The following is a 26,270-nucleotide window of genomic DNA, read 5'->3' on the forward strand; positions in this document are numbered from 1 at the left end:
TATTGACTACGAAGTTGATCCCGCTCGGGCCGACGGTTTCTATGATGCGATCCGGCGATACTGGCCAGCACTTCCTGTTAATAGTCTCATTCCCGCCTATGCTGGCATCCGGCCGAAAACCCAATCTCCAACAGATGGAATGAAAGATTTTCAAATTGAGGATGAGCATATTCACGGCTTGGCGGGCCTTGTTAATCTGTTCGGAATGGAAAGCCCAGGTCTTACTTCCAGTTTGAAAATTGGCGACGTCGTAACGGATCTATTGGTTAAGTCGAACCGCCTCTGAATCGCCGAAATGCGAATAATTCCGCTCCGGTCCTAAATTATCCTGGAATTTTTATTGCGTGAGCAAGCCATTATTTGACGTGTTTTTTCCACGCAACCAGGGTTCCACGCAAGTATCCTGCGAATTTCAAAATCACGTCAAATTTGAATTGCTTTTTCTCGTATTTAGGAAAAATTCATTATTAACGGTCTATTATGCAATTGAAAGAAATAGGAATTGATATGGCAATTTTTACTCCTCGAGAATTTGACGATCATGAAAGCGTCCTGTTTTTCCATGACAAAAAATCAAATTTAAAAGCCATCATTGCCGTTCACGATACTACTTTAGGTCCTGCTCTTGGTGGCACCCGGATGTGGGAATATGCCAGCGAAGAAGACGCCATTGATGACGTTTTACGTCTCTCACGCGGCATGACGTACAAATCCTCGTTGGCTGGCCTTAATCTCGGCGGCGGAAAATCTGTCATCATTGGCAACGCCCGAGAGCATAAGTCTGAAGATTTATTTGTGGCTTTCGGTCGTGCTGTTCACCAACTCAACGGCAGTTACATTGCCGCCGAAGATGTGGGAACAACGGTCGAAGATCTTGAAATCGCTCGGCGGGAAACGCCCCATATTGCCGGTATCAGCGAAGGAAACGTTGGCAACCCCTCCCCAGCGACGGCGTGGGGTGTCTTTAACGGACTAAAAGCAGCGGCTCATTACAGATACAAAAAAGATACGCTACATGGCCTGAAGGTAGCCGTACAAGGCTTGGGAAATGTTGGTTACGGATTATGCGAGCATCTTGCCAAGGCCGGTGCAGAGCTCATTGTTACGGATATCCATGGACCATCTGTTGAGAAGGCCGTCCAGAAACTCGGCGCCAAAGCGGTTTATAGTGATGATATCTTTCATCAAGACGTCGATATTTTTGCGCCATGTGCACTTGGGGCTGTTCTCAATGATCAAACGATCCCCAAACTGAAGGCAAAGGTTGTTGCGGGCGCCGCCAACAACCAGCTTGCCGAAGCCCGCCATGCATCGGACTTGATGAACAGAGGCATTCTTTACGCCCCGGATTACGCGATCAACGCCGGCGGGATTATCGTCATCAGTCACGAAGGGCCGGATTACAATAAGAAGAAGGCGATGAAGGACATCGCCGGCATCTATGATACGTCGATCAAGATCTTCAAACGGGCGGAGCAGCAAAATATTTCGACGGCAGATGTTGCCGATCGTATTGCCATTGAGCGCATCGAAAAAGTGAAAATCGAGAATAGTCAACTGGCGATGGCAGGCTAACACGCCTGCCGCTAGTCCCGGTCTTATGGCCAGCGATTATGAACCCAGAACCAGTGATCAGGGCGTTCCGTTATCCAGTCTTCGTAGACTTCATTTATTTGCTTCAAGATCTCATAGATATCGGCATCCCGATCATCGGTTTTTGACAATTCCAGAGCCGGCGAAACGGTCGCCCTGAAGTGACCATTTTCCAACCGTTCAACCTTCATCGGATAAATTGGGATTTCCATTTTACGGGCAATTTCAGCAATCGCCGGCGCCGTCATGGCGTCCCGCCCGAAAAAAGGAACGGCAATACCCCCATTGAGCTTCTGGTCATTGAGCAACCCAATGGCGCGGCCATCTCGGACGGCCCGCAACATTGCCTTGGCCCCTTCCCGCCCTTTTGAGTAAAACTGATTGTCTGGATCCAGGCGCATAGCCTGGAAATACGCTTCCACCAACGGGTTGTTTGCCGCCCTATACAAAACAACCGAATGGTTCTTGATGTGTTTTCCGACGACTTGAACCAATTCCCAAGGTCCATAATGTGCCGTCACAAAAAATGCTGATTTTCCGCTGGCCACTTGCGCATCCATAAATTCAGCCCCGACAATCTCAACTGCTTCCGGATTATCCAGAAGGGATTGCAAATAGGGTATTTCCGCAATATTGCGCCCCAGGTTATCCCACATTTTCACCAAGGCAACTTGCCGTTCGGTTTCACTGAGATTTGGCAATGCCTGTTTCATGTTATCATAGGCAAGCTGATGTACAGAAAGGCGCGTTCCGATTTTGCGGGCAAGCCACCCACCGAAAGTCGAGGCTTTTTTCTGCCCCAATCGTTCAAAGATCCAAAACACGGACCGCAGCGCCGCATATTCAACCCGATACCGCAGGGAAATATTTTCCATGTATTAAGGCGCCTTCGGAATAATTGACAATAAAAATTGCTGAAACGCATCTGGCGCTTCAACATTGAGTTCAATGTCAAATACAGCGACCATCATTTTCGCCTCGCTGGACAGCCGGACATAATCTTTTCGGGTTGTGACAAGGGCGGCATCCTGGGATGTCGCCGCCTCTACCATTTTCATCAATTCGTCGGCAGTATAAACATGATGATCGGCAAAGCTGAAGCTTTCTATCAACTCACAGCCGGAACGTCGCAAACTATCGTAGAACTTTTCTGGCCGTCCAATGCCGGCGAAAGCGACAACGCGGTCGGCAGTTATGACCTTTGCCTTTGGATCCGGCACGAGATGGGTTTTGAACAACGGCAGATCTTGCTTTATACCAAGGGCCGCAAGAGAGTCTGCGGCCCCGCCGACTTGAACGACTGCCTGCGCCCGCGCCAGCGCATTATCGATCGGCTCTCTCAAAGGACCGGCTGGCAATAACCTTCCGTTCCCGATCCCATAGTCACCATCAATCACAAGCAAGGACAAATCTTTTTGAAGGCCGGGATTTTGAAACCCGTCATCCATGATAAGAAGATCGGCGCCAGCGGCTTCAGCGGCTTCAGCGCCTTTTCCCCGATCGCGCGAAACCCAGACCGGTGCCGTCTCTGCGAGAAGAAGCGGCTCATCGCCGACATTTGCGTATGTATGGACATCCAGAACAACCCGTATCGGACCGCGCAATCGTCCGCCATACCCTCTGGAGAGAAAATGCGGCTTCAGCCCCCTACTCAGAAAGAATTTTGCAATGGCGATGGCAACCGGCGTTTTCCCCGCTCCGCCTGCGACAACATTCCCCACGCAGATAACCGGGATGCTCACTTGTTTTGTGGTCTGAAAACCGCGGTTCATCTGATCGATAACGCGATACAGCCAACTAACAGGTGTTAATAACGCCGGCATCAAGCTGGCCTTCGCATCGTCACGCCAAAAATCCGGAGCTTTCAAGAGGCCCTCGCTTTCAGGAGCTCATTGACCCTGGTAATTATAGCGGCACAAATCTCGTTCCCTTTGAAAACAACATTCTTGGCGTTCCCGGCAATTTTCTCGCGCTTTGCCTTATTGGAAAGATATTTCGCTACGGCTTGAGCTAGTTCCGCAGCATTCTTCACATCAATGGCGCCAGCTTCCGATTTAAATTCTTCCGCAACTTCTAAAAAATTCTCCATATGCGGGCCAAAGAAAATGGCGCAATCCAACCGCGCGGCTTCCATCGGGTTTTGCCCGCCCTTTTCCACAAACGACCCGCCAATAAAGACAACATCTACAAGCCGATAGAAAAGCCCGAGCTCCGATAAGGTATCTGCAACATAGATATCCGTGGCAACGGTCAGCTTCTCGTCTTTAGATCGCACCGAAACATTGAAGTTTTCCCGGACTGCCATCTTCTTAATGTCATCCCCGCGTTCAGGATGGCGCGGGACAATTATAGTCAATAGATCCGACATGACCTGAGACAGTATTTTATGAACTTCGACAATTTTTTCATCTTCGCCTGGATGGGTACTCGCCGCGAGCCAGATCTGGCGATCCTGGGTAGCTTCAGTCAAAGCAGACAACGCCTTTACATCGACAGGCAGAGGATCGGCTGCAAATTTCAAGTTTCCCAAATAGTCCACTTCGCGCGCACCCAAAGAGCGCAGCCGCGTCGCAGAAGCTTCCGATTGCGCTGTACAACTATCAAAGCTGCCAAACAGCAACCTGGAGAGACCGCTAAACCGTCGCCAGTTCTTAAAGGATTTTTCGGTTATCCGCGCATTCACAAGCATGCTGGGTATCTGGCGCGCCGCCGTTTCTCGAATTAGATTGGGCCAGATTTCCGATTCCATCCACAACCCGATATCCGGTCGCCAATAGTCGAGGAAACGGCTCACATAATCCTTTTTGTCGATCGGCACATACTGATGAAATGCGCGTGCCGGTAACCGCTCGCGCATAATCTCGGCGGAGGTGCGCGTTCCCGTTGTCACCAAAATATACCGATCGGGCGCCGATTCCAGTAAGCCGGCAACCAACGAAAGAGCAGAAATCGCTTCTCCCACTGACGCGGCATGTATCCAGAGCAGCTCGCCTTCCGGCCGCGCGATAGACGGCGTTCCAAGGCGTTCACCATAGCGCGCTATGTCTTCCTTGCCAGATTGCAGGCGCTTATTCATGTGCCGCGAGATTACCGGACTGGCGAGACAAAGCACGCCATTGTAAAGCGACATATACATCAGATTTCTGTCTGCTTTTTATGAGGTTTCACGGGCTTGTCCCGACTTTCAGCCTGCACGGTTTCTCGGCCACAAAGCTCATCTGCTCTATGAGTAACAGCTGTTACTCCATTTTCAATTTCCGACAAGCTCTTTTCATACGCCCCGTTCTCGTCCCGCCGCGGTACGTGAATGGCATCCCCCCATACCACGACACCGCGACTAAACGGTGCCGCAACAAAAAACCGGTCCCAGCTGTTCAATATCTTTCCTCGTGTCGCAGAAAAACTAATGGGAAAGACGGGCACACCCGACATTGCCGCCAATCTGACAACTCCTTCATGGGCTCGCATTCTCGGGCCGCGCGGCCCATCCGGCGTAATCACAACAGCCTCACCGGATTTGAGGGCTTTCAGCATTTGTTTAATAGCTGAACTTCCACCCTTTGACGCTGATCCACGAATACTATCCTGCCCCCAATGTTTAATGGTTCGGGAAATAATTTCTCCGTCGCCGTGATGTGAAATCATGGTATGTACTTTAGTCGTCTTCTGTACGGAAAAGGGCATCATTAACAACCGGCCATGCCAGAAAGCCGCAATAAACGGCTTGTTATCCGTCATAAGGCGATGTGGCTCCTCCCCGTTTATCACCTGCCATCGGCTGGTTAGATAGACAAGCCAGATATAGCCCGCAGCAACGAAACTTATAAACGCTTTCGCCCCATTACTTTTCAATATTTTTTTAACTACAGACAATTCATCAAAACCTAACCGCAACCGCATGTATCACCCGATATATCTTGCCCTTGATGTCAATTCCAGCGTAATTGCCAAAAATCCGATAGCGCAAACACCTAATTGGCTTAAAACTGCGTTTTTTCCTATTATTTGAATTGCGATAAATGCATTAACTTATTACCTTACATTGCAAATCAAGTGGCGCGACCCACCTCTTCTATATCCAGCAAAGAAATAGTGAGCCAATGTCTTCAGCACCTGTGATCGAAATAAAAGCCTCCGCCTGCCCCCATGACTGTCCATCAACTTGTTCACTTGAAATCGAAAAATTGGGCCCGCAGCAAATTGGTCGCGTTCGAGGTGCAGAAGGCAATTCCTATACAGCTGGTGTTATTTGCGCAAAAGTCGCACGTTATGCGGAGCGGACGCATCATCCCGACCGCCTGATGTATCCACAAAAGCGCGTTGGAGCCAAAGGTTCAGGTCAATGGAAGCGCATCTCCTGGGATGAAGCACTCGATCATGTCGCTGCGGAGCTTTTGAAGCGAGAGAAGGAATATGGAGCTGAAACCATCTGGCCCTATTACTACGCCGGCACAATGGGTTTGCTGCAACGGGATTCAATCGAATGTCTGCGCCATGTAAAAAAATACTCAGGCCAGCATTCAACAATCTGTACAACATTGGCACGCACAGGCTGGATGGTTGGCGCCGGCGCCCTCCATGGCGCGGATCCACGTGAAATGGCAAAATCTGATCTGGTTGTCATTTGGGGAACCAATGCCGTTCATACCCAGGTCAACGTCATGACCCATGCGACGAAAGCACGCAAGGAACGCGGCGCAAAAATTGTCGTCATTGACGCTTATAAAAATGCCACAGCGATGTCCGCCGACATGCATTTGACTGTAAAGCCGGGAACAGATGGCGCCTTGGCTTGCGCTGTCATGCATATCCTGTTCGCAGAAGGCATGGCAGACCGTGACTATATGGCAAAATATACGAATGATTTCGAAGGGCTTGAAGAACATTTACAAATCCGGACACCCGAATGGGCGTCTGAGATAACAGGATTAAACGTAGAAGAAATATACGCTTTCGCCAGATTATATGGCCAAACCAGGAAATCCTATTTGCGTTTGGGATATGGGTTCGCCCGAGGTCGCAACGGGTCGGTAAATATGCATGCCGCCAGTTGCCTCGCGGCCGTCACTGGTGCCTGGCAATATGAGGGTGGCGGTGCATTCCATACGAACGGTGGCATTTTTCACTGGAACAAAACGCTTATTGAAGGACTGGATGAGAAGGATCGATCTGTCCGACAGCTAGATCAATCGCGTATCGGGCCGGTTCTGATGGGCGACAAAGACGATTTAGGGGATGGTCCACCTGTGACCGCTTTGTTTATTCAAAATACCAATCCAATGGATGTCGCGCCAGACCTGGGAAAGGTTCATAAAGGGTTTGCTCGCGAGGATCTATTTGTCTGTGTTCATGAACAATTCATGACTGAAACCGCCAAAATGGCAGACATCGTTTTACCGGCGACAACCTTTGTCGAGCACGATGATTTTTACCAGGCGGGCGGGCAAAACCACATTAATATGGGGCCTAAGATAATTGAGCCCCTTGGAGAATGCCGATCCAACCATGACGTAATTTCGGCATTGGCGGAACGTCTTGGCGCAAAGCACCCTTCATTTACGATGTCCGCTATGGAACTGATCGACCACGAATTAAAAGATTCTGGCTGGCCGGACGCGGAAAGCCTGACACAAAGTAAATGGCATGATTGCCAGATCCCGTTTGAAGAAGCTCATTTCCTAAACGGATTTGGTCATAGTGACGGTAAATTCCACTTCTCGCCAAATTGGGCAAAAGCTGGAAAGAACCATCACGGAATGCCGAAATTCCCCGATCATTGGGATGTCATAGATACGGCCGACGCCGAGCATCCCTACCGTCTTGTCACGGCTCCTGCACGAAATTTTCTCAACAGTTCATTTACAGCAACACCGTCATCATTGAAAAAAGAGAAACGGCCAACGATTATGCTGCGCAGTGATCAGGCGGAAGAAATCGGTACAGAAGAAGGTGCCATTGTCCGCGTGGGCAATCAGTTGGGATCGTTGCTTATTCACGTGCAGATATTTGACGGATTACAGCCGGGGACAGTGATCGTTGAAGGTATTTGGCCCAACAAATTCTTTATTGAAAAAGTTGGAATAAATCTTCTGGTAAGTTCCGAAGCTGGAAAACCAGCTGGCGGCGCCGTATTCCATGACACGGCGGTTTGGATCAAAGCAGAAAGTAGTTAGATTTAAAGAAGTCCCAATGACTTAAGCTCGGCCGCCATCTCCTCGGAGAGTTCACCTTCGCTGTCGTCATCATTTTCGGCTTCTTCAACTAAATCCCGTAAATCTCGTGGAGAGTCTTCCACTTCGAGATACCGCCATCCTTGGTGCGGACCGCGGGAGAATAGCTCTGTTTCAATTAATTCGGAATCCAGGATAACGCCGCATTTTTCACCTTCATGGTCAAACAACCGTTCCAGTTCAACAACTTTTTGACGGGCGGCAATATGGCCCTTGATAATCCAATAGACAGATCCGCCATCCAGAAGTTCTGCTTCCCGCTGGGGACGCTGCTTTGTCACATGGCAAAGCGGCCCGGCGATAAGTCTTCGGGATTGGTTCGACCGGAGTTGATCGACGGTTGTAATACCGACGCTTACAATTAATAAATTTACAGACATGGGTTCTAATACCCTGTTATGACCCCATTTGTCCAGCAATGGCTGAAAACTAGTGAATCTTGTCTTTCAGTGCCCGCGCCACACTGGAGACGGGCGGCCGCCCTAAATGATCTGAAATAAACCAAGCCGTTTTGACCAATTTGGGTAATTCGATCCCGCTTTCGATGCCCATCCCGTCCAACATATAGACGACATCCTCAGTCGCAACATTCCCAGTCGCACCCGGGGCGTAGGGACATCCTCCAAGGCCGGCGACGGAGCTGTCAAGGCGGGATATGCCCATTTCCAATGCGGCGTGGTAATTGGCCAGTGCTTGTCCATATGTATCATGGAAATGGACGCCAATTACGTCTATCGGAATAACCTGTGCAACAGCTTCCAGAACTTGTCGGGTTTTTACGGGGGTGCCGACGCCAATGGTGTCAGCAATGGAAATTTCATACGCCCCCATATCGTAGAGTTTCTTAGATACGTCCGCGACAGCTTGCGGCGAAATTTCTTCACCAAACGGGCTGCCAAGAGCGCAGGAAACACTCGCCCGGTATGGAATATTTTGAGCCTGTGCCGCCTCCGTGACCGGTACAAATCGCTCCAGGCTTTCTGCAATGGAGCAATTGATGTTCTTCTGATTAAAAGTTTCAGAGGCCGCACTAAAAATCTCAATTTCATCGGCATTCGCGGCGACAGCACCTTCATACCCCTTCATGTTGGGCGTAAGCACAGCATAGGTCACCCCGACGCGGCGGGTTAGTTTTGCCATGACCTCCGCCGTGTCGGCCATTTGCGGCACCCATTTTGGCGACACGTAGCTGCCAGTTTCGATAGCGGAAACACCCGCATCAACAAGGCGCTCAATCAATTCCACTTTTATATCTGCGGACACAATCTGTTTTTCATTTTGAAGACCATCCCGGGCCCCCACTTCGAAAATCCTCACTTGACTTGGATAGCTCATTCCGCGCCCTCGACTTCAATACTAATCAATAAAGTGCCTTCATCGACTTGATCGCCGATCTCATGAAAAATGTCGGTAATTACACCGTCTGCGGCAGCCACAAGCGTATGTTCCATTTTCATGGCCTCCATGACGATCAAGGGATCCCCTTTCGCGACGGCGGCGCCAGATTCTGTAAAAAGCTGGATGACTTTTCCGGGCATTGGTGCTGTCACAACGCCAGCCCCGACTTCAGAACCAGTATTTTCGAAGTCATCAACAACCTGCACTATTTCCACCTGACGACCCGCCTGCATAACAATGAGCTTTGATCCAACGGCGGCAACTGCAGCCGTGAGTTTGTGATCACCAATGATTGCCGTAAGAGTACCGTCTCGTTGGAGGGATCCGGAAACCTGCAAATCTCCCGACGGCAAAGCCAGTCGAAACCCGGTCTTTTCATAATAAACAATGAGGGAGATCTCTTCATCTCCGACACTAAATACAAAATCATCATGCCCCGTGTCATTGAGCCGCCAGCCATGGAGATCGTTCCACGGAGAATATGGATCGGAACTCTCGGCAAGCTCACGTAAAGAGACAGCATCCCGGGTCAGCAAAATATGCAAGACAGCCAGTGCAAAATCCTCATCGGTTGGCAACGGCTGACCTGGTATCAGGTCTTCTTTGAATCGATCGATAAAACCTGTATCGAGTTCTTTTGCGGCGAAAGCCGGATGAGCGGATATTTTCGACAAAAAATCCAGGTTGGTCGCAACACCCGCCACTTGATAATCAGCCAAAGCCAACCTCAACTTGCGCAAGGCTTTATCTCGATTTTCATCCCAAACAATCAGCTTCGCGATCATCGGATCGTAAAAGGGACTAATCACATCCCCTTGACGGACGCCGGTATCAATACGAACCGTCTTATTTGTTGACGGTTCCTGCAAGCGAACCAACGTACCGGTGGCCGGTAGAAAATCATTTGCCGGATCTTCCGCATACAACCGGACTTCAAAGGAATGACCGGAGATACCGAGATCTTCCTGACGACAGGGGAGTTCTTCTCCGGCGGCAACCAGCAGTTGCCATTGCACAAGATCTTGTCCCGTGATCATTTCCGTAACTGGATGTTCTACTTGTAGGCGCGTGTTCATCTCCATGAAATAAAAGGCATATTCCTTTAAACCATCTGAAACATCAGCGATAAATTCGATGGTTCCGGCCCCGACATATCCAATCGCTTTAGTCGCCGCAACAGCAGCGGCTCCCATCGCTTCTCGCATCGCGAGCGGCATATCTGGCGCAGGCGCCTCCTCGATAACTTTCTGATGCCGCCGTTGCAGCGAGCAATCTCTTTCAAACAAATGCACCGCATTACCATGGCTATCTGCAAAGACCTGAATTTCAATATGGCGCGGTTTGGTCAGGTATTTTTCAATTAACACCCGCGCATCCCCGAACGCTGACTGCCCTTCCCGCATAGCTGACGCCAGACCTGCGGGGAACTCTTCCGCCCGATCGACTTGACGCATGCCTTTACCGCCCCCACCAGCAACGGCCTTAATCAATACGGGATAACCTATTTTCTCCGCTTCCGCGGCGAGCAGATCTGGATCCTGACTTTCCTCATGATAACCCGGAACAACCGGAACTCCAGCTTCAACCATCATGGCCTTTGCGGCATCTTTCAATCCCATCGCGCGAATGGCAGATGCCGGAGGTCCGATAAAGGCAATACCCGCGGCAGCGCATTTTTCTGCGAAATCCGCATTTTCCGATAGGAATCCGTATCCCGGATGAACAGCTTGAGCGCCTGTTTTCCGCGCTACCTCCAAGATGGTCTCGGCTTTAAGATAGCTTTGTGAAACTTCTGCCGGGCCAATCAGCACGGCTTCGTCAGCCATTTCAACATGGCGAGCCATCGCATCTGCTTCGGAATAGACCGCCACAGTTTTAACACCAAGGGCACGGGCTGTATCTATGATCCGACAGGCTATTTCGCCGCGATTTGCTATAAGAATTTTTTCAAACACGATGCAGTTACTCGCTTCTTTAGGAAAGTTTCCAGGAGGGTTTGCGTTTTTCAAGAAAAGCTTCAATGCCTTCCCGTGCTTCATCCGTTTTTCGGCGTGCCGCTATCCGGTGAGCCGTTTCATTAATGACCTCTTGGGCAATAGGCCGCCCTGCCACCGTATAAATCAGATCCTTAGTATCGGCCATCGCTCCAGGAGCATTACCACCAATCTGGGCCAAAATAACATCTCGAGCCTCGGCCAGTTTATGGACATCGTCTACGAGGACATGAAGCAATCCCAATCGATAGGCCTCTTCAGCGTCGAAAACTTCCGCTGTCAGGAAATACCGCCGACACGCCCGAATGCCAATGGCTTCAACCACATAAGGCGAAATCACCGCCGGCAATAAGCCCAACTTCACTTCCGAGAGACAAAACTTCGCGGCCGTGACACCGATCGCTATATCGCACGCAGCAACAAGCCCGAGGCCGCCGCCATAGGCTGGTCCTTGTATAAGGGCAATAGTTGGTTTGGGAATGGCATGTAGGTTTTTCAGCATCCTTCCTAAAGCGAGGCTGTCTTCACGGTTATCTTCTTCTGTGAAGCCGGCTGCGCGCTTCATCCAGTTTAAATCTGCGCCTGCGCAATAACTTTTCCCGGCGGCCGCAACCACCACGGCCCGAACTCCATCTTGTTTTCCAACATCTTCAAACATGTCGCCGAGGCGTTCGATCAATTCCTCATTAAAGGCGTTATGAACCTCTGGGCGGTTTAAGGTGATAGTGGCAATGCCATCTATTGAAAAATGGAGGACTGCTGATTCTTCGCTCATAATTTTCTCCTACATCCGGAACATGCCGAATTTCGTCGGCTCTATTGGGGCGTTAAGGGAGGCGGACAAACCAAGTCCAAATACTCTCCGGCTTTGGGCGGGATCGACGATACCGTCGTCCCAGACACGGGCACTCGCAAAATACGGGTGACCCTCTTTCTCATATTGCTCTTCAACAGGCGTTTTAAATGCTGCTTCTTCCTCGGCACTCCAGGTTTCACCTCGTGCTTCCATGCCGTCCCGCTTGACGGTCGCCAGAACGGAGGCCGCCTGCGGGCCGCCCATAACGGAAATGCGAGCATTGGGCCACATCCATAAAAGTCGCGGGCTATAAGCGCGGCCGCACATGCCATAGTTACCAGCGCCAAAAGAGCCTCCAAATATCATGGTGAATTTCGGGACCTTAGCCGTGGCCACAGCCGTCACAAGCTTCGCGCCATCTTTGGCAATACCCCCTGCTTCATATTTTTGTCCCACCATAAACCCGGTAATATTCTGCAAGAACAGAAGCGGGATATTTCGCTGGCAACACAGCTCAATGAAATGAGCTCCCTTCAGCGAAGATTCTGAGAAAAGAATACCGTTATTTGCAATGATGCCAACGGGATATCCATGCAGATGGGCGAAACCAGTCACCAGCGTCGTACCGTAATTCTTCTTGAACTCATCAAACTCGGAGCCATCGACCAAACGGGTAATAATCTCCCGCACATCAAAGGGTGTCCGCATATCCGGTGGTATCAGTCCATATATCTCTTTCGGATCATAAAGAGGCTCTTTCGGAGTCCGAATTTCTAATGGCATGGGTTTCGGACGATTGAAATTAGCGACAATATTTCTAGCAATTTCCAACGCATGAGTATCGTTTTCAGCCAGATGATCCGTCACCCCAGAAGTCCGGGAATGCATTTCGCCGCCGCCCAGGTCCTCAGCAGAAACTATTTCACCCGTTGCCGCTTTCACCAAGGGCGGTCCCGCAAGGAAGATCGTCGCCTGATTACGAACAATAATACTCTCATCACACATGGCCGGAACATAGGCGCCACCCGCTGTACAGGACCCCATCACGACGGCAATTTGCGGAATGCCCATTGCCGACATATTTGCCTGATTATAGAAGCTCCGTCCGAAATGCTCCCGATCTGGAAAGACATCCTGCTGATTGGGAAGATTTGCGCCGCCAGAATCCACCAGATAAATACAGGGAAGATGATTTTGTTGGGCAATTTCCTGCGCTCGAAGCTGCTTCTTGACAGTAAGCGGGTAATACGTTCCGCCTTTCACCGTTGCATCATTACAGATAACGACGCATTCACGGCCCGAAACGCGACCAATACCAGTAATCAGACCAGCAGAGTGGATATCACCGCCATACATGTCCCACGCGGCCATCTGACTGAATTCCATAAAGGGCGAACCCGGATCTAAAAGTTTGCGGACCCGCTCTCGAGGCAATAGCTTACCGCGAGACAAATGCTTGTCACGCGCCCGCTCGCCGCCACCTTGCTTGATAACATTCACTTTGTCGGTCAAGTCATCGACAAGTGATTGCATATGGGCCGCATTGGCCTTGAAGTCATCGCTTCGCGTATTCAAATTACTTTTTAAAACAGGCATCTACTTGTGTTTCCCTCTTTCAAGTAAAAATCAGTGTCGATGGGTTCTGCGAACACAACCCAATTTTTGCAATCGATCTCTTGGAGATTGAATTGCAGTATGTTACGGATCTGGTTCCGATCAAAAAATTAAGAAGGAGCCAGGAATGGCCTATAACGCATTTGACCTGACCGGCAAGGTCGCTCTCATCACTGGTGGCAATGGCGGCATTGGCCTTGGTATGGCGGACGCCATTGCACAAGCCGGCGGCGACGTCTGCATTTGGGGTACTAACGAGACCAAAAATGCCGCGGCGGTTGAACAGCTGAAAGCACATGGCACGAAGGTGTCGTCCTTGACGTGCAACGTCGCCAATGAAAAAGAAGTCAAGGATTGCTTCGCCGAAACCCTGTCCCAGTATGGACGGGTCGACGGATGTTTCGCCAATGCTGGTATCAGTTCCAGCAAAAAATCCTTTCTGGATATTGATGACGAAGAATGGCATCGCATGTTGGGTGTCAATCTTGATGGTGTCTACTACACACTTCAGGCAGCGACGCGCCATATGGTCGAGCGCGCCGAAAATGGCGATGCTGGTGGGCGCCTTGTTGCAACGGCCAGTCTGGCGGCGATTTCGGGTGCCGCGCGGAACGAACATTACGCGGCGACCAAAGGTGGCGTCATATCCATGATCCGTGCCCTGTCCGTTGAATTCGCCGGAAAAGGTATTACAGCAAATGCCATTCTGCCCGGCTGGATCGAAACGGCGATGACCGAAAATGCCATCGGCTGGCAAAAGTTTTCGGATGCGGTCAAACCCCGCATTCCAGCAAAACGTTGGGGACAGCCCGAAGATTTCGGCGCCATTGCGGTTTATATCATGTCCAACGCCAGTTCCTATCACACGGGTGACAGCTTCCTGATCGACGGCGGTTATTTCCTGTTCTAGTGCGCAACCTGCTTCCAGCTTCGGGAAACCGGAGCTGGAAATCTTCTTGAGATTAACAGAGCGCATCACCATCCCCCCTCCGCCAACCAGTCATCCAGTTGGCCAACCCGGTCCGCTCCCCAAAAAGCTTCGCCATCAACGACGAAATATGGCGCTCCGAAAACCTTCTTGCCGGACACAATCTCTTCGACTGAATTCTTGAACGCGTCTTTGATGGCAGGGCTTTGAATAGCCTCTAGAAATGCCGATCTGTCGACACCACAATCGCTGGCGATATCCGCGACGATCTCTGGATCAGAAATGTCGTGGTTTTCCGCGAAATAGGCCGCAAAGACCTTCTGTGCAAACGCTACCGCAACCGCCTCGTCGTCCTGCGCAATCCACAGGTATCCACGGGAGGCCGCTAATGTAGCCTTGGGGAAATCTGTCGGCATATTGAACGGAATATTGTGGCGCCGGGCAGTCCGGTCAAAATCTATGCGCGAATACTCACCCTTCTTGGGATACTGTGTCAGCGGAAAGGTCTTCTCGCCCTTCATAGCCACGCCCAGCATAAACGGATGCCACTGCACATCACGGCCATGTTTCTTTGCAACCGGGCCAATCAAATGGCTGCCAAGATACGCATAAGGCGACGAAAAATCGAAATAGAAGTCGATGGGCGTGGGCAAGTCCATCTACCTTAAGCCGCGGCCAGATTGCGGACGATTACCAGTTTTTGGATATCCGAGGTGCCTTCATATATTTGACAGACGCGCACATCCCGATAAATCTTTTCCACAAGATACTCTGCGATATAGCCGTTGCCGCCCAGTGTCTGGATTGCACCAGAACAAACTTCCTCTGCCATTTCGGAGGCAAACAGTTTGGCCATGCTGGCTTCTGTCAAACACGGCAAACCCGCATCTTTCAAACTGGCCGCATGCAGAACCATTTGCCGGCCAGCCTCCAGTTTTGTGGCCATATCCGCCAATCGAAAGCCCACGGCTTGATGATTGATTATCGGTTGATCAAAGGTCTTGCGTTCTTTCGAATACTCCAGAGCGGCGGCAAGCGCTGCCCCCGCCATACCAACACTCTGTGCGCCAATGCCGATACGCCCTGTCTCTAAATTGGCCAGCGCAATCCGGTAACCAGCACCTTCTGCTCCCAGCATGTTCGCGGCGGGTATCCGCATGTCATCAAAGGCGATTTGGCATGTGTCGGAGGCTTTCTGACCCAGTTTCTTTTCAACCGACACAACGCGATATCCTTCGGTTGATGTGGGGACAATAAAACAGCTGATGCCTTTCTTACCCGCAGCCGGATCCGTTACCGCAAAGACCAGCGCCAAGCCGCCAATTTTGCCGGACGTTATAAACTGCTTGGTTCCGCTGATTACAAAATGATCACCGTCCCGACGGGCTTTGGTTTTCAACGCGGAGGCATCCGACCCCGCTTGCGGTTCTGTCAGACAGAAAGCGCCAATCATTTCCCCTTTTGCAAGAGGAACAAGAAATTCCTGCTTCTGTGCTTCTGTCCCATCTTTCAGGATGGCCGCACAACAGGGGGAGTTATTGACGCTCATGACGGTTGAGATGGCCCCATCTCCGCCGGCAATTTCCATCAGGGCCAGGGCGTAGGAAATAAAGTCGGTTTCCGCCCCCCCATAAGTTTCCGGTACCGTCATGCCCATCAGGCCAAGACTGCCCATTTCCTGAAATACCTCAGCTGGAACAGACTGTGAATCCTCCCAATCAAGAGAATTAGGGGCCAGACGATTGGCAGCAAAATCCCGAGCCATATCGCGGATCATTGCCTGTTCTTCCGATAAAATCATATCACACCCTCCTCGTCTGGCATCCCTGCCGATTTCCTTAGCTAGATAGTTCCAGCGCCATAGCCGTTGCTTCACCACCGCCAATACAAAGGGCTGCGACACCGCGCTTCTTGCCATATTTTTGTAGTGCCGACAGCAAAGTGACAACGATCCGGGCACCGGACGCGCCAACAGGGTGACCCAATGCACAGGCGCCGCCATGAACGTTGACCTTGTCGTGATCCAGGCCAAGATCTTTCATTGCGGCCATGGTAACTACGGCGAACGCCTCATTGATTTCAAACAGATCAACATCGTCTTTGGTCCAGTTGACCTTATCCATCACCTTCTGGATCGCGTCGATAGGCGCCATGGTGAATTCAGACGGCTTGCGGGCGTGGGTTGAATGGGCCAGGAATTTGGCAATTGGCTTCAATCCGCGCTTCTCTGCTTCGCTTTGTTTCATCATAACCAGCGCGGCGCCTCCATCGGAAATGGAAGAAGAATTAGCCGCCGTTACAGTGCCGTCTTTGGCGAACGCCGGGCGCAATGTCGGGATTTTTTCCGGATTACCTTTTAAGGGTTGCTCATCCTTGTCGATCGTCACATCGCCTTTGCGGGTTTTAAAAGTAACCGGTGTAATTTCTGCTTCAAAACTACCGTCTTCCGTTGCTTTCTTGGAGCGCGCGAGAGATTCAATGGCGTAAGCATCTTGCGCTTCGCGGGTAAATTGGTACAGGCCCGCCGTTTCTTCGGCAAAGCTGCCCATCAAACGGCCTTCTTCATAGGCATCTTCCAGCCCATCCAGAAACATATGATCCTTTACAGTCCCGTGCCCTAAGCGCAATCCATCCCGAACTTTCGGCAAAATATACGGCGCATTGGTCATGCTCTCAAAACCGCCGGCAACCATCACGTCACTGCTTTCCGCTTTGATGGCGTCAAATGCATACATGGCGGCGCGCATGCCGGAGCCACACATTTTATTGACCGTTGTACAGCCAACGCTGTCTGGAATGTCCGCACCGAAAGAGGCCTGTCGGGCCGGCGCCTGGCCCAAGCCAGCTGGTAACACGCAGCCCATGATAACTTCGTCAATATCGCTGCCCGCCACACCCGCGCGATCCAGGGCCGCCTTAATGGCTATGGAGCCAAGTTCCGTTGCCTTAACATCTGACAAGTCGCCTTGGAAACCACCCATCGGTGTTCTGGCCATACCGACAATTACAATAGGATCATCACTCATTATTATTCTCCATTTTTCAATAGGTTATTTATTATTATTAAGATGTTTCATTAAAAAGCTCTCGGCCAATTAACATCCGACGAACTTCACTGGTTCCGGCTCCGATTTCATATAGCTTCGCATCTCGCAACAAACGCCCGGTAGGGTAATCATTGATATATCCATTGCCCCCCAGAGCTTGAATTGCTTCCAGCGCCATCAAGGTCGCCTTCTCGGAGGCATAGAGGATAACCCCCGCGGCATCTTTGCGCGTGGTCTCACCGCGGTCACAGGCTTTCGCAACAGTATAAACATAAGCACGGCAAGCGTTCATGGTCGAATACATATCCGCGACTTTACCCTGCATTAACTGAAAAGTTCCAATCGGCTGGCCAAATTGTTCCCGGTCATGAATATATGGTATCACATTGTCCAGACAGGCCTGCATAATCCCGAGCGGACCACCTGACAGAACAACGCGCTCATAATCCAATCCACTCATCAAGACGCGAACGCCCTCATTCAGCGGACCCATTACATTTTCGACTGGCACTTCACAATCTTCAAACACCAGCTCGCAGGTATTGGACCCCCGCATACCTAGCTTATCGAGTTTTTGAGCCGTCGAAAATCCTTTAAACCCCTTCTCGATAATAAAGGCCGTTATCCCGCGGGGGCCGGCGTCCGGCACTGTTTTGGCATAGACCACCAGAACATCCGCATCCGGCCCATTGGTGATCCAGAATTTATTTCCGTTGAGGATATAATGGTCACCTTTTTTGTCCGCCCGAAGCCGCATGGAAACGACGTCAGATCCAGCCGCCGGTTCGCTCATGGCGAGCGCGCCGATATGCTCCCCGGAAATCAGCTTAGGGAGATATTTAGTTTTCTGCGCCTCGGTGCCATTGCGGTGTATCTGATTGACACAAAGGTTTGAATGCGCGCCATAGGACAGACCGACGGACGCGGAAGCACGGCTCAATTCCTCGACGGCAACGGCATGCTCCAGATAACCGAGCCCGGCCCCGCCATATTCTTCATTTACCGTAATTCCAAGCAAGCCCAGCGATCCCATTTTTTCCCACATATCCATCGGGAATTCATTGGTCTCATCAATTTCCGCCGCGCGCGGTGCGAGCTCAGCTTCAGCAAAACTGGCGACTGTGTCACGGATCATATCGGCGGTCTCCCCGAGACCGAAGTTCAAATTGGGAAAATGAATTGCTGACATACTAGGTCCTTCGTAATCTGGCTTGCGCTCGCCAATTGAGTGGTATGGTATTTATATGGTACTTCATCTCGCATCCGTCGACATCTTATGGGGCTCCCGCCCGAGATTTTGTGCGTCCGGCTTACCCATCAGGCACATCATGGTAAAAAGTCCTGTCAGGCAGTGACTCGCGTTGGCGCCATCGCCCACATAAACATCGGCTTTGACGACATATAAAGAACTTCCAGGTTTCACCACTTCTGCCCGTGCCCGTAACTTAGCGCCATTTGCCGGACGTAAAAACTTTACGTTATAATCCACGGTCAGCACGGTGCTGTCGGCGGGAAAGAGTGAATAAGCCGCATACCCGGCGGCAGAATCTGCAACGGCCGCCACAAGCCCACCATGGATGAAACCATGTTGCTGTGTCAGGTTGTCCTTCTTATCCATGCTAACTTCGCAAATTCCCGGCTCCAATGCGCTTATCTTCGCGCCGATGGTTTGCATAAAAGGTTGCCGTGCAAAGCTGTCGGCAACCACCTTATCAAACTCTGGATTCTGGGCCTGCACGATCGTCATCCGTCTACTTTCCCTTGAACACCGGGGCGCGTTTTTCAAGGAAGGCTGTAATCCCTTCCCGGCCATCTTCTGTCAGGCTCGCAGCGCCGATACCTCTGGCTTCTTTTTCCATCTGCGTTTCAAGGCTGTCACTGAAAGTATTCAAAAGCAGATCCTTAACAAGGCCGTATGTTTTTGTCGGCCCGTTCGCAAGATCAGTCGCCAGGCTCATGGCTTCGTCCATTACCTTGTCAGCCGGAACGACCCGGTTGATTAACCCCCAGTCGAGAGCTTCTTGCGCGGTAAGCACACGATTTGTGAACATCAATTCCTGCGTCCGGCGCAAACCGATATGGCGCGCCACATAATAGGTTGAGCTTCCGTCCGGTACCAATCCGCCTTTCGTGTAGGCCATGGTGAATTTCGCGTCCTCCGAAGCGATCCCCAGATCACCGCAGGCAGACATACTGAAACCAGCGCCTGCCGCCATGCCATTGATCGCCGTGATCAACGGAGCATCCATTCTTGCGAACCGCGACAGGGCCGCATGCAAATAAACGGTCAGCTCTTTCAATATCTTGGACATATTGTCACCGGCATCTGAAAAGCCTGATAAATCGCCCCCTGCGGAGAAAAACCGACCCGCCCCCGTCAGAATAACCGCGCGAATTTCTGGGTTTTCATCGCATTCAATCGACAATTCCATCAATTCTTTCCCCATGGTCATATCCAAAGCGTTGGCGCTTTGCGGTCTGTTCATGGTGATAACGGCAACATTCCCTTTAAGGTCAAAATCTACGGCTTCATAAGACATCAGCTTCTCCTTTTAGTTTTATAAAATATACGGCTAAAATAGTGATAGATAAAATGATTTGTTTCGATCGCAAGTATTGATAGTATCAATAGTATGGATATTTATCAGCTTCGATATTTTCTCGCTCTGGTCGAGACAAATAACTTTTCACGGGCAGCGGAACGGGCTTTCGTCAGCCAGCCTACGTTGTCGACGGGTATCAAAAAACTGGAGACAGAACTTGGACTGAAGCTCTTTAGTCGAGAATCCCGCACCATTACCCTGACGGAAGCCGGGCATCGATTTCTGCCACGGGCGAGAACCATCATTCATGAGGTAAACGCGGCAAAGCAGGAAGTGAACCGAAAGACGCCGGTTCTTCGATTGCAGATTGGCGTTCTACGTGGGCTCCCCACCAACAGGCTGGCAAAGCTATTACGCGATTTCAATCAATCACATCCGGATGTACAAGCTTCCCTGAAAGAAGGGACACTGACCCAATTGCACTCATGGCTTGATGAACAGCGCATCGATATTGCCTTTTCGACCCCGCCGGATGAAGGGCACGGGGGCGAGTTTGAGCGGCTCTACAGTTGGAAATTTTTGTTGTCTGTACCAGCAGACCATACTTTCGCCAACCGCAGCTCCGTTCCCCTTAAGCGACTGGACAGGCTGGATTTTATTCACCGCACGCATTGCGAAAGCGGAACAGATTTAACCCGGACCTTTGTCAGTGCCGGCGTCAATCCGCATATCGTTTTTCGAACAGATCAAGACAACAAAGCCTTGTCCCTGATCGGAGCCGGTCTTGGTCTTTGCATGATGCCGGATATACATGTGGCGCCGGATGTGGTTCAGGTTCCGGTCGACGGGATAAACATCGGACGGACTATTGGGCTTATCTGGTACGGCACCCGCGATAATGAATTGATCCAGTCTTTCCGGCTTTTCGCCGCGAGCAATGAATGGCGTCCTGCCCGGACAGCCGCAAAAAATCTGGATTGGGCCCGCTAAAGCAGGACAAAAGTCGCCAGGCCCAGGAAGGCAACAAACCCGATAATATCCGTTGTTGTTGTCACAAACACACTGGAGGCAACCGCTGGATCGATATTGAGCTTGTCCAAAGTAACGGGGACCAGCATTCCGGCCGTCCCAGCCACAAGGATGTTTGTGACCATGGCGATGGCGATCACCATGCCGATAAGGGGGTTTCCAAACCAGCCCCAGGTGATTAGTCCGATCATGACGGCGAAAAAAGATCCGTTCAAGGCGGCGACAAACATCTCTTTGCCGAGGATACGCCACATATTGGCAGATGTCAGTTCCTTAGTCGCCAGAGCACGCACAGCCACGGTCAGGGTCTGCGTGCCTGCATTGCCGCCCATGCTGGCGACGATGGGCATCAGCACAGCCAGCGCGATGATGGCTTCCATGGTGGCATCAAACATACTAATGGCGACCGAAGCAGACGTAGCCGTGACCAGATTGACCATTAGCCAGGGAAAGCGGGTACGGGCTGTCGATAGGACATTTTCAAAGAGATCATCCTCCGACACACCAGCCAGCAGCAACAGATCTTCTTCGGCCTCTTCGCTGATAACATCGACAATATCGTCAACCGTAATCACCCCGATCAGCATGCCGCTGGGATTGATCACGGCCGCTGAGGTAAGGCGATATTGCTGGAATAGATAGGCCACTTCTTCCTGATCCATATCGACCGGAATCAGTTTTTGCTCGGTATCCATAATGTCACGGACATTAACATCGCGTTTGCTGCGCATGGCGCGATCCAGCGGGACGGTACCGATCGGGAAATGCCTTGGATCGACCACGAATATTTCATAAAATTCGTCAGGCAGGTCATCGGTATCGCGTAAATAGTCAATTGTCTGACCAATGGTCCAAAACTCGGGGACAGCGATCAAATCGCGCTGCATCAGACGGCCCGCACTATCCTCTTCGTAGCCCAGCCCCTCTTCCAGCGCAGTCCGATCCTCTGCCGGGATTTCATTCAGGACCTCGCGCTGCTCGTCTTCCTCCAGATCTTCCAGAACGTCGACCGCATCGTCAACTTCCAGCTCCGTGATGAAAGCCGCAATCTCAGCCGGCTCCATATCGTCGACAAGATCATCGCGGACATTTTCGTCAAGATCCGAATAGACGTCCGGATCAAGCGCGCCGCCCATTATCAAAAGAAAAGTTGTACGATCCTTCGCCTTTAGCTGTTCGATCAGGTCGGCAATATCAGCAGAATGCCAATCCGCAACCAACGCCCGTACATGATCCGCACGATCTTCGTCTATGGCAGTTTGGATTTCCTCGACAAGCTCATCATTGAGGCCGTACTGACCAACTACGTCCTCTGCGTCTTCAGAAGGAGACTGTAGTTTTTCTACTGGCTCGTCGTTCATGATTTTCAGCTTTCATCAATGAGACGCTGTTTGCGAGCAACCGGACTGGGCATCATTTTTCCGTCAAGATGATCTTGGGCATCCACCGCCGCAATAGCAGTCATATTGACAAGGCCCCGAACCGTGATGGACGCCGCCGCCACATGGACTGATTTGGACATACCGATCAAAATTGGTCCAACAGCGATCCCCTTACCAATGCTTTTTGCGATGTTATAGCTGATGTTGGCTGAATCGAGATTGGGCATAATCAGAAGGTTGGCCGGTCCCTGTAATCTTGAATTGGGGAAAATGGCTTCGCGGATCGCCGGAATCAAGGCGGTATCTGCTTTCATCTCCCCTTCAACTTCCAGTTCGGGCGCCAGCTTCTCGATAATGGCGAGCGCTTTACGGGCACGCCGCGCCGATGGCATATCCGTCGATCCAAAGTTCGAATAGGACAACAACGCCGCTTTTGGCTCTATGCCGAACCGGCGCACCTCATCTGCGGACAGAATAGCCAGTTCTGCAAGTTCTTCTGGCGTGTGTTCATGACTGATTTGAGTATCCGTAAAGAACAGGGTTCGATCAGCTAAAATCAACAAATGTAGCGCAGAGGCATCCCGGACCCCTTCACGGAACGGAATGATATCGGAGACCCTGCGGTAATGCTGGTCATATTTTCCGAAGGTTCCGCAGATCATGGCATCCGCATGGCCCAGATGAACCATCATGGCGCCAATAATTGTTGTATTGGTGCGAATACGGGCCTTCGCGGTTTCGATATCGACGCCAAAGCGTTCGCGCAACTTGTGATACGCCTGCCAATATTCGCGGTAGCGTGGATCATTCTCGGGATCAACAATTTCGAAATCCGTTCCTTCGCGAATACGAAGCCCCAGTTTTTCGATACGATATTCGATGACTTTCTGGCGGCCAATCAGGATCGGTGTGGCCAGCCCCTCATCAACAACCGTCTGCGCGGCCGAGAGAACCCGTTCTTCTTCGCCTTCTGCATAGGCCACCCGCATAATATTCTGGCGCGCCCGATCGAACAGCGGCTTCATGACGAAACCAGTGCGATAAACGAAATTCGAGAGTTCCTGATAATACAAATCGAGGTTTTCAATCGGTCGGCTGGCAACGCCACTGTCCATAGCGGCCTTGGCGACTGCGAAGGAGACTTCAAGATAGAGCCGTGGATCAAAAGGTGTCGGGATCAAATACTCAGGACCAAAACTCGCCTGCGCACCCCCATAAGCCTTGGCGACGATATCGGATTGTTCTGCTTGTGCTAGATCGGCAATGGCCTTAACCGCGGCAATCTTCATTTCTTCATTGATTTCCGTCGCCCCAACATCAAGGGCGCCGCGAAATAGATATGGAAAACACAGGACGTTATTCACCTGATTTGGATAATCAGATCGACCGGTCGCGATGATCGCATCGGGCCGCACCGCCTTCACTTCTTCGGGAAGGATTTCAGGTGTCGGATTGGCCAGCGCCAGAATGATAGGCTGCTCCGCCATTGTCGCGATCATTTCCGCCTTCAGCGCCCCCGGGCCAGAACACCCCAGGAAGATATCGGCATCGACAACTGCGTCAGAAAGCGTCCGTTTGTCCGTATTAACAGCAAAAACGGATTTATAAGGATCCATTTCGACTTCGCGCCCCACATAGACGACGCCATGGATATCACAAACCGTGATATTTTCCTTCGTCAAGCCCAAGCTTACCAAGAGGTTTAAACAGGCAAGCGCCGCAGCGCCAGCACCGCACGCCGTCAGCCGGACCTCGCTAATGTCTTTATCAACTATTCGAAGGGCGCTATATACCGCCGCGGCAACACAGATCGCCGTCCCATGTTGATCATCATGAAAGACCGGTATATTCATCCGTTCCCGACACAGCTTTTCGACGATGAAACATTCCGGCGCCTTGATATCTTCCAAATTAATGCCGCCAAATGTCGGCTCCATTGCGGCAATAATATCGACAAGCTTTTCCGGGTCTGTTTGTGCAAGTTCTATATCGAACACATCAATCCCGGCAAATTTTTTGAACAGGACCGCTTTACCTTCCATAACAGGCTTCGAGGCTAACGGGCCAATCGCCCCAAGCCCGAGTACGGCGGTTCCGTTGGTCACCACCCCCACCAAGTTACCGCGCGCCGTCAACTCCGCTGCTTGATTTGGATCCTCCGCAATCGCCAGGCATGGATGGGCGACTCCAGGCGAGTAGGCCATGGCCAGATCGGTTTGCGTATCCATGGGCTTGGTCGGTGTAATCGTCAATTTTCCCGGTTTGGGAAACCGGTGATAATCCATTGCCTTTTGATAAATATCCTTCGCCATCCCCTACCCCTTCGACCATACCGACAGACTAAGGGTTTAGCGAAGAAGCCGCCAATTTGCTATTAAAAAACAGTATTATATGGAAATAATCAGCCCTGCAGGCCGTCTGTTTCACTTTAATGAAAAAATGATTTTTTGTCATTTATGGAAAACGCCTGACGCCCGGGTTTTCGCAAATGATCATCTGGTAGAATATTGGTGCGGCCGAGAAGACTCGAACTTCCACCCGTGTTACCGGACAGCGACCTCAACGCTGCGCGTCTACCAATTCCGCCACGGCCGCACAATGGTGCCCGGGAATAACAAATGTTTGGCCGCCGTGCAACAACTGAATTCGTTATTTGGTCGAATTAAAATTCTTGGGCGTTGGTTTTCACATTATCGGTGATCGAAATCCCAATATTGTCATCGACAATAATAATTTCGCCATAGGCGATTGGCTTATTATTTGCCAGAACGACCGCATCATCATCTGCACCGGCATCCAGTTCAATGACGGCTCCGCGCCCCATCTTCAAAAGCTGGTGTATGGGCATGACAGCTTTTCCCAGTACGACTGAGATTTCCACGTCCACACCTTCAATTGCCTTATCTTCCATCACATTTCCACATATTGATCCGTTACTAATGGTGACCAGTATGCGCAATCAGGGTTAATAAGCTCTTAAGAGAAATGGCTCAATCGGGTAAATCGGTAGGTGCTGATGTTGTTGTTTTGGATGTATCTGCTATAAATCAGCCATGCATGATATCGAATGGAAAATATCTGATACTCCGGTGCCTTATGAAGAGGCAATATTTTTTATGGAACAACGGGTTAAGGAAATACGTGAAGGTAATGCGAGAGAGCTTATCTGGCTTATCGAACATCCCCCGCTATATACGGCCGGCACAAGCGCTGACAGCGCCGACTTGATCACGCCGGATCGGTTCCCTGTCTATAACGCGGGTCGCGGCGGGCAATATACCTATCATGGTCCGGGCCAGCGCGTGGCATATGTGATGCTGGATCTAAAAAAGCGAAATGCCGATGTGCGGGCGTTTGTCCAGGATATGGAAGACTGGATTGTCGACGTGCTCGCGCAATATCAGATTAAGGGCGAAAAAAGAGAAGGCCGGGTCGGCGTCTGGGTCGATCGGGGATTTCGCGAAGACAAGATTGCCGCCATCGGAGTTCGCGTACGGCGCTGGGTCAGTTTTCATGGAATCTCGGTCAATGTTGATCCCGACCTCTCCCATTATAGTGGTATCGTCCCCTGCGGCATTTCTGAGCATGGGGTGACGTCTCTAGTTGATCTTGGAATACCGGTCGGCATGCCGGAGTTCGATATTGAACTTCGCTGCAGTTTTGAAAAGATATTTTTAAAAGACGGGGCCAAGGGGACGATCACCCCTTAGACCCCT

The 26,270-nt window shown here is 51.0% G+C and carries 24 protein-coding genes and 1 tRNA gene; 6 read left to right on the forward strand and 19 right to left on the reverse strand.

The window, feature by feature from the left end:
- Both V7723_RS15495 and V7723_RS15500 read left to right on the forward strand, forming a co-directional pair.
- Positions 1-286, forward strand: a 286-nt coding sequence (locus V7723_RS15495) for an FAD-dependent oxidoreductase (RefSeq protein ID WP_335685396.1), incomplete at its 5' end; no start/stop codon positions are given.
- Between the two features lie 221 nt (positions 287-507).
- Complete coding sequence (locus V7723_RS15500; protein ID WP_335685397.1) at positions 508-1,575, forward strand: Leu/Phe/Val dehydrogenase; 1,068 nt, start codon at positions 508-510, stop codon at positions 1,573-1,575.
- 23 nt (positions 1,576-1,598) lie between these two features.
- Here the strand turns inward: V7723_RS15500 and V7723_RS15505 are convergent, their stop codons facing one another.
- From V7723_RS15505 to V7723_RS15520, 4 genes are read right to left on the reverse strand one after another with little or no spacing between them, the layout of a single operon-like run.
- Positions 1,599-2,468: a lysophospholipid acyltransferase family protein gene (locus tag V7723_RS15505; RefSeq protein WP_335685398.1), complete on the reverse strand. Its 870-nt coding sequence runs from the start codon at positions 2,466-2,468 to the stop codon at positions 1,599-1,601.
- 3 nt (positions 2,469-2,471) lie between these two features.
- The gene (gene lpxK, locus V7723_RS15510; RefSeq protein WP_335685399.1) at positions 2,472-3,461 is read right to left on the reverse strand and encodes a tetraacyldisaccharide 4'-kinase; all 990 of its coding nucleotides are present in this window, start codon (positions 3,459-3,461) and stop codon (positions 2,472-2,474) included.
- The gene (locus V7723_RS15515) at positions 3,458-4,729 is read right to left on the reverse strand and encodes a 3-deoxy-D-manno-octulosonic acid transferase (protein ID WP_335685400.1); all 1,272 of its coding nucleotides are present in this window, start codon (positions 4,727-4,729) and stop codon (positions 3,458-3,460) included. The genes lpxK and V7723_RS15515 overlap by 4 nt, the downstream gene beginning before the upstream one ends.
- Positions 4,729-5,493: a lysophospholipid acyltransferase family protein gene (locus V7723_RS15520; RefSeq protein WP_335685401.1), complete on the reverse strand. Its 765-nt coding sequence runs from the start codon at positions 5,491-5,493 to the stop codon at positions 4,729-4,731. Before V7723_RS15520 ends, V7723_RS15515 begins: the two co-directional genes overlap by 1 nt.
- A gap of 200 nt (positions 5,494-5,693) precedes the next feature.
- Between V7723_RS15520 and V7723_RS15525 the strand changes: the two genes are divergently transcribed.
- Positions 5,694-7,766 carry a molybdopterin-dependent oxidoreductase gene (locus tag V7723_RS15525; protein ID WP_335685402.1) on the forward strand — a complete coding sequence of 691 codons (2,073 nt, stop codon included), beginning with the start codon at positions 5,694-5,696 and terminating at the stop codon, positions 7,764-7,766.
- A 2-nt stretch (positions 7,767-7,768) separates the two neighbouring features.
- Here V7723_RS15525 and V7723_RS15530 read toward each other — a convergent pair whose 3' ends face one another.
- From V7723_RS15530 to V7723_RS15550, 5 genes are read right to left on the reverse strand one after another with little or no spacing between them, the layout of a single operon-like run.
- On the reverse strand, positions 7,769-8,203 hold the full coding sequence (locus tag V7723_RS15530; protein WP_335685403.1) for a DUF1489 family protein: 435 nt from the start codon (positions 8,201-8,203) through the stop codon (positions 7,769-7,771).
- Positions 8,204-8,252: 49 nt separating this feature from the next.
- On the reverse strand, positions 8,253-9,158 hold the full coding sequence (locus V7723_RS15535; protein ID WP_335685404.1) for a hydroxymethylglutaryl-CoA lyase: 906 nt from the start codon (positions 9,156-9,158) through the stop codon (positions 8,253-8,255).
- Complete coding sequence (locus V7723_RS15540; protein ID WP_335685405.1) at positions 9,155-11,176, reverse strand: acetyl/propionyl/methylcrotonyl-CoA carboxylase subunit alpha; 2,022 nt, start codon at positions 11,174-11,176, stop codon at positions 9,155-9,157. Before V7723_RS15540 ends, V7723_RS15535 begins: the two co-directional genes overlap by 4 nt.
- Before the next feature lie 19 nt (positions 11,177-11,195).
- Entirely contained in the window at positions 11,196-11,990 is a 795-nt protein-coding gene (locus V7723_RS15545; protein WP_335685406.1) for an enoyl-CoA hydratase-related protein, read from the reverse strand.
- 9 nt (positions 11,991-11,999) lie between these two features.
- A complete protein-coding gene (locus tag V7723_RS15550; RefSeq protein ID WP_335685407.1) occupies positions 12,000-13,607 on the reverse strand; it encodes a carboxyl transferase domain-containing protein in 1,608 nt (535 codons plus the stop codon).
- A gap of 145 nt (positions 13,608-13,752) precedes the next feature.
- Between V7723_RS15550 and V7723_RS15555 the strand changes: the two genes are divergently transcribed.
- Entirely contained in the window at positions 13,753-14,535 is a 783-nt protein-coding gene (locus V7723_RS15555) for an SDR family NAD(P)-dependent oxidoreductase (protein ID WP_335685408.1), read from the forward strand.
- A gap of 65 nt (positions 14,536-14,600) precedes the next feature.
- On the opposite strand, the gene V7723_RS15560 is transcribed toward V7723_RS15555, so the two are convergent.
- From V7723_RS15560 to V7723_RS15585, 6 genes are all read right to left on the reverse strand, one after another.
- Positions 14,601-15,212: a 2-hydroxychromene-2-carboxylate isomerase gene (locus tag V7723_RS15560; protein ID WP_335685409.1), complete on the reverse strand. Its 612-nt coding sequence runs from the start codon at positions 15,210-15,212 to the stop codon at positions 14,601-14,603.
- Between the two features lie 5 nt (positions 15,213-15,217).
- Positions 15,218-16,354, reverse strand: a complete 1,137-nt coding sequence (locus V7723_RS15565) for an acyl-CoA dehydrogenase family protein (RefSeq protein WP_335685410.1) — start codon at positions 16,352-16,354, stop codon at positions 15,218-15,220.
- Positions 16,355-16,391: 37 nt separating this feature from the next.
- Positions 16,392-17,579, reverse strand: a complete 1,188-nt coding sequence (locus V7723_RS15570; RefSeq protein ID WP_335685411.1) for an acetyl-CoA C-acyltransferase — start codon at positions 17,577-17,579, stop codon at positions 16,392-16,394.
- A 37-nt stretch (positions 17,580-17,616) separates the two neighbouring features.
- On the reverse strand, positions 17,617-18,789 hold the full coding sequence (locus V7723_RS15575) for an isovaleryl-CoA dehydrogenase (RefSeq protein ID WP_335685412.1): 1,173 nt from the start codon (positions 18,787-18,789) through the stop codon (positions 17,617-17,619).
- Between the two features lie 63 nt (positions 18,790-18,852).
- Positions 18,853-19,347 (reverse strand): PaaI family thioesterase, encoded by a 495-nt coding sequence (locus V7723_RS15580; RefSeq protein ID WP_335685413.1) that lies wholly within the window; start codon positions 19,345-19,347, stop codon positions 18,853-18,855.
- 4 nt (positions 19,348-19,351) lie between these two features.
- Positions 19,352-20,140 carry an enoyl-CoA hydratase/isomerase family protein gene (locus V7723_RS15585; RefSeq protein WP_335685414.1) on the reverse strand — a complete coding sequence of 263 codons (789 nt, stop codon included), beginning with the start codon at positions 20,138-20,140 and terminating at the stop codon, positions 19,352-19,354.
- Between the two features lie 93 nt (positions 20,141-20,233).
- Between V7723_RS15585 and V7723_RS15590 the strand changes: the two genes are divergently transcribed.
- Positions 20,234-21,133, forward strand: a complete 900-nt coding sequence (locus V7723_RS15590) for a LysR family transcriptional regulator (RefSeq protein ID WP_335685415.1) — start codon at positions 20,234-20,236, stop codon at positions 21,131-21,133.
- On the opposite strand, the gene mgtE is transcribed toward V7723_RS15590, so the two are convergent.
- The 4 genes from mgtE to V7723_RS15610 form a co-directional block, all read right to left on the reverse strand.
- Positions 21,130-22,533, reverse strand: coding sequence for a magnesium transporter (gene mgtE, locus V7723_RS15595; RefSeq protein WP_335685416.1), 1,404 nt, complete (start codon positions 22,531-22,533; stop codon positions 21,130-21,132). The two genes, V7723_RS15590 and mgtE, sit on opposite strands and share 4 nt — an antisense overlap.
- Positions 22,534-22,538: 5 nt before the next feature.
- Positions 22,539-24,866 (reverse strand): NADP-dependent malic enzyme, encoded by a 2,328-nt coding sequence (locus tag V7723_RS15600; protein ID WP_335685417.1) that lies wholly within the window; start codon positions 24,864-24,866, stop codon positions 22,539-22,541.
- Positions 24,867-25,062: 196 nt separating this feature from the next.
- Positions 25,063-25,149, reverse strand: a tRNA-Leu gene (locus V7723_RS15605).
- A 67-nt stretch (positions 25,150-25,216) separates the two neighbouring features.
- A complete protein-coding gene (locus tag V7723_RS15610) occupies positions 25,217-25,465 on the reverse strand; it encodes a FliM/FliN family flagellar motor switch protein (protein ID WP_335685418.1) in 249 nt (82 codons plus the stop codon).
- 142 nt (positions 25,466-25,607) lie between these two features.
- On the opposite strand from V7723_RS15610, the gene lipB reads away from it, so the two are divergent.
- Positions 25,608-26,264, forward strand: a complete 657-nt coding sequence (gene lipB, locus V7723_RS15615; RefSeq protein ID WP_335685419.1) for a lipoyl(octanoyl) transferase LipB — start codon at positions 25,608-25,610, stop codon at positions 26,262-26,264.
- Positions 26,265-26,270: the final 6 nt, after the last annotated feature.

It is taken from the genome of Sneathiella sp. (assembly GCF_036960985.1).
Lineage (GTDB): Bacteria > Pseudomonadota > Alphaproteobacteria > Sneathiellales > Sneathiellaceae > Sneathiella.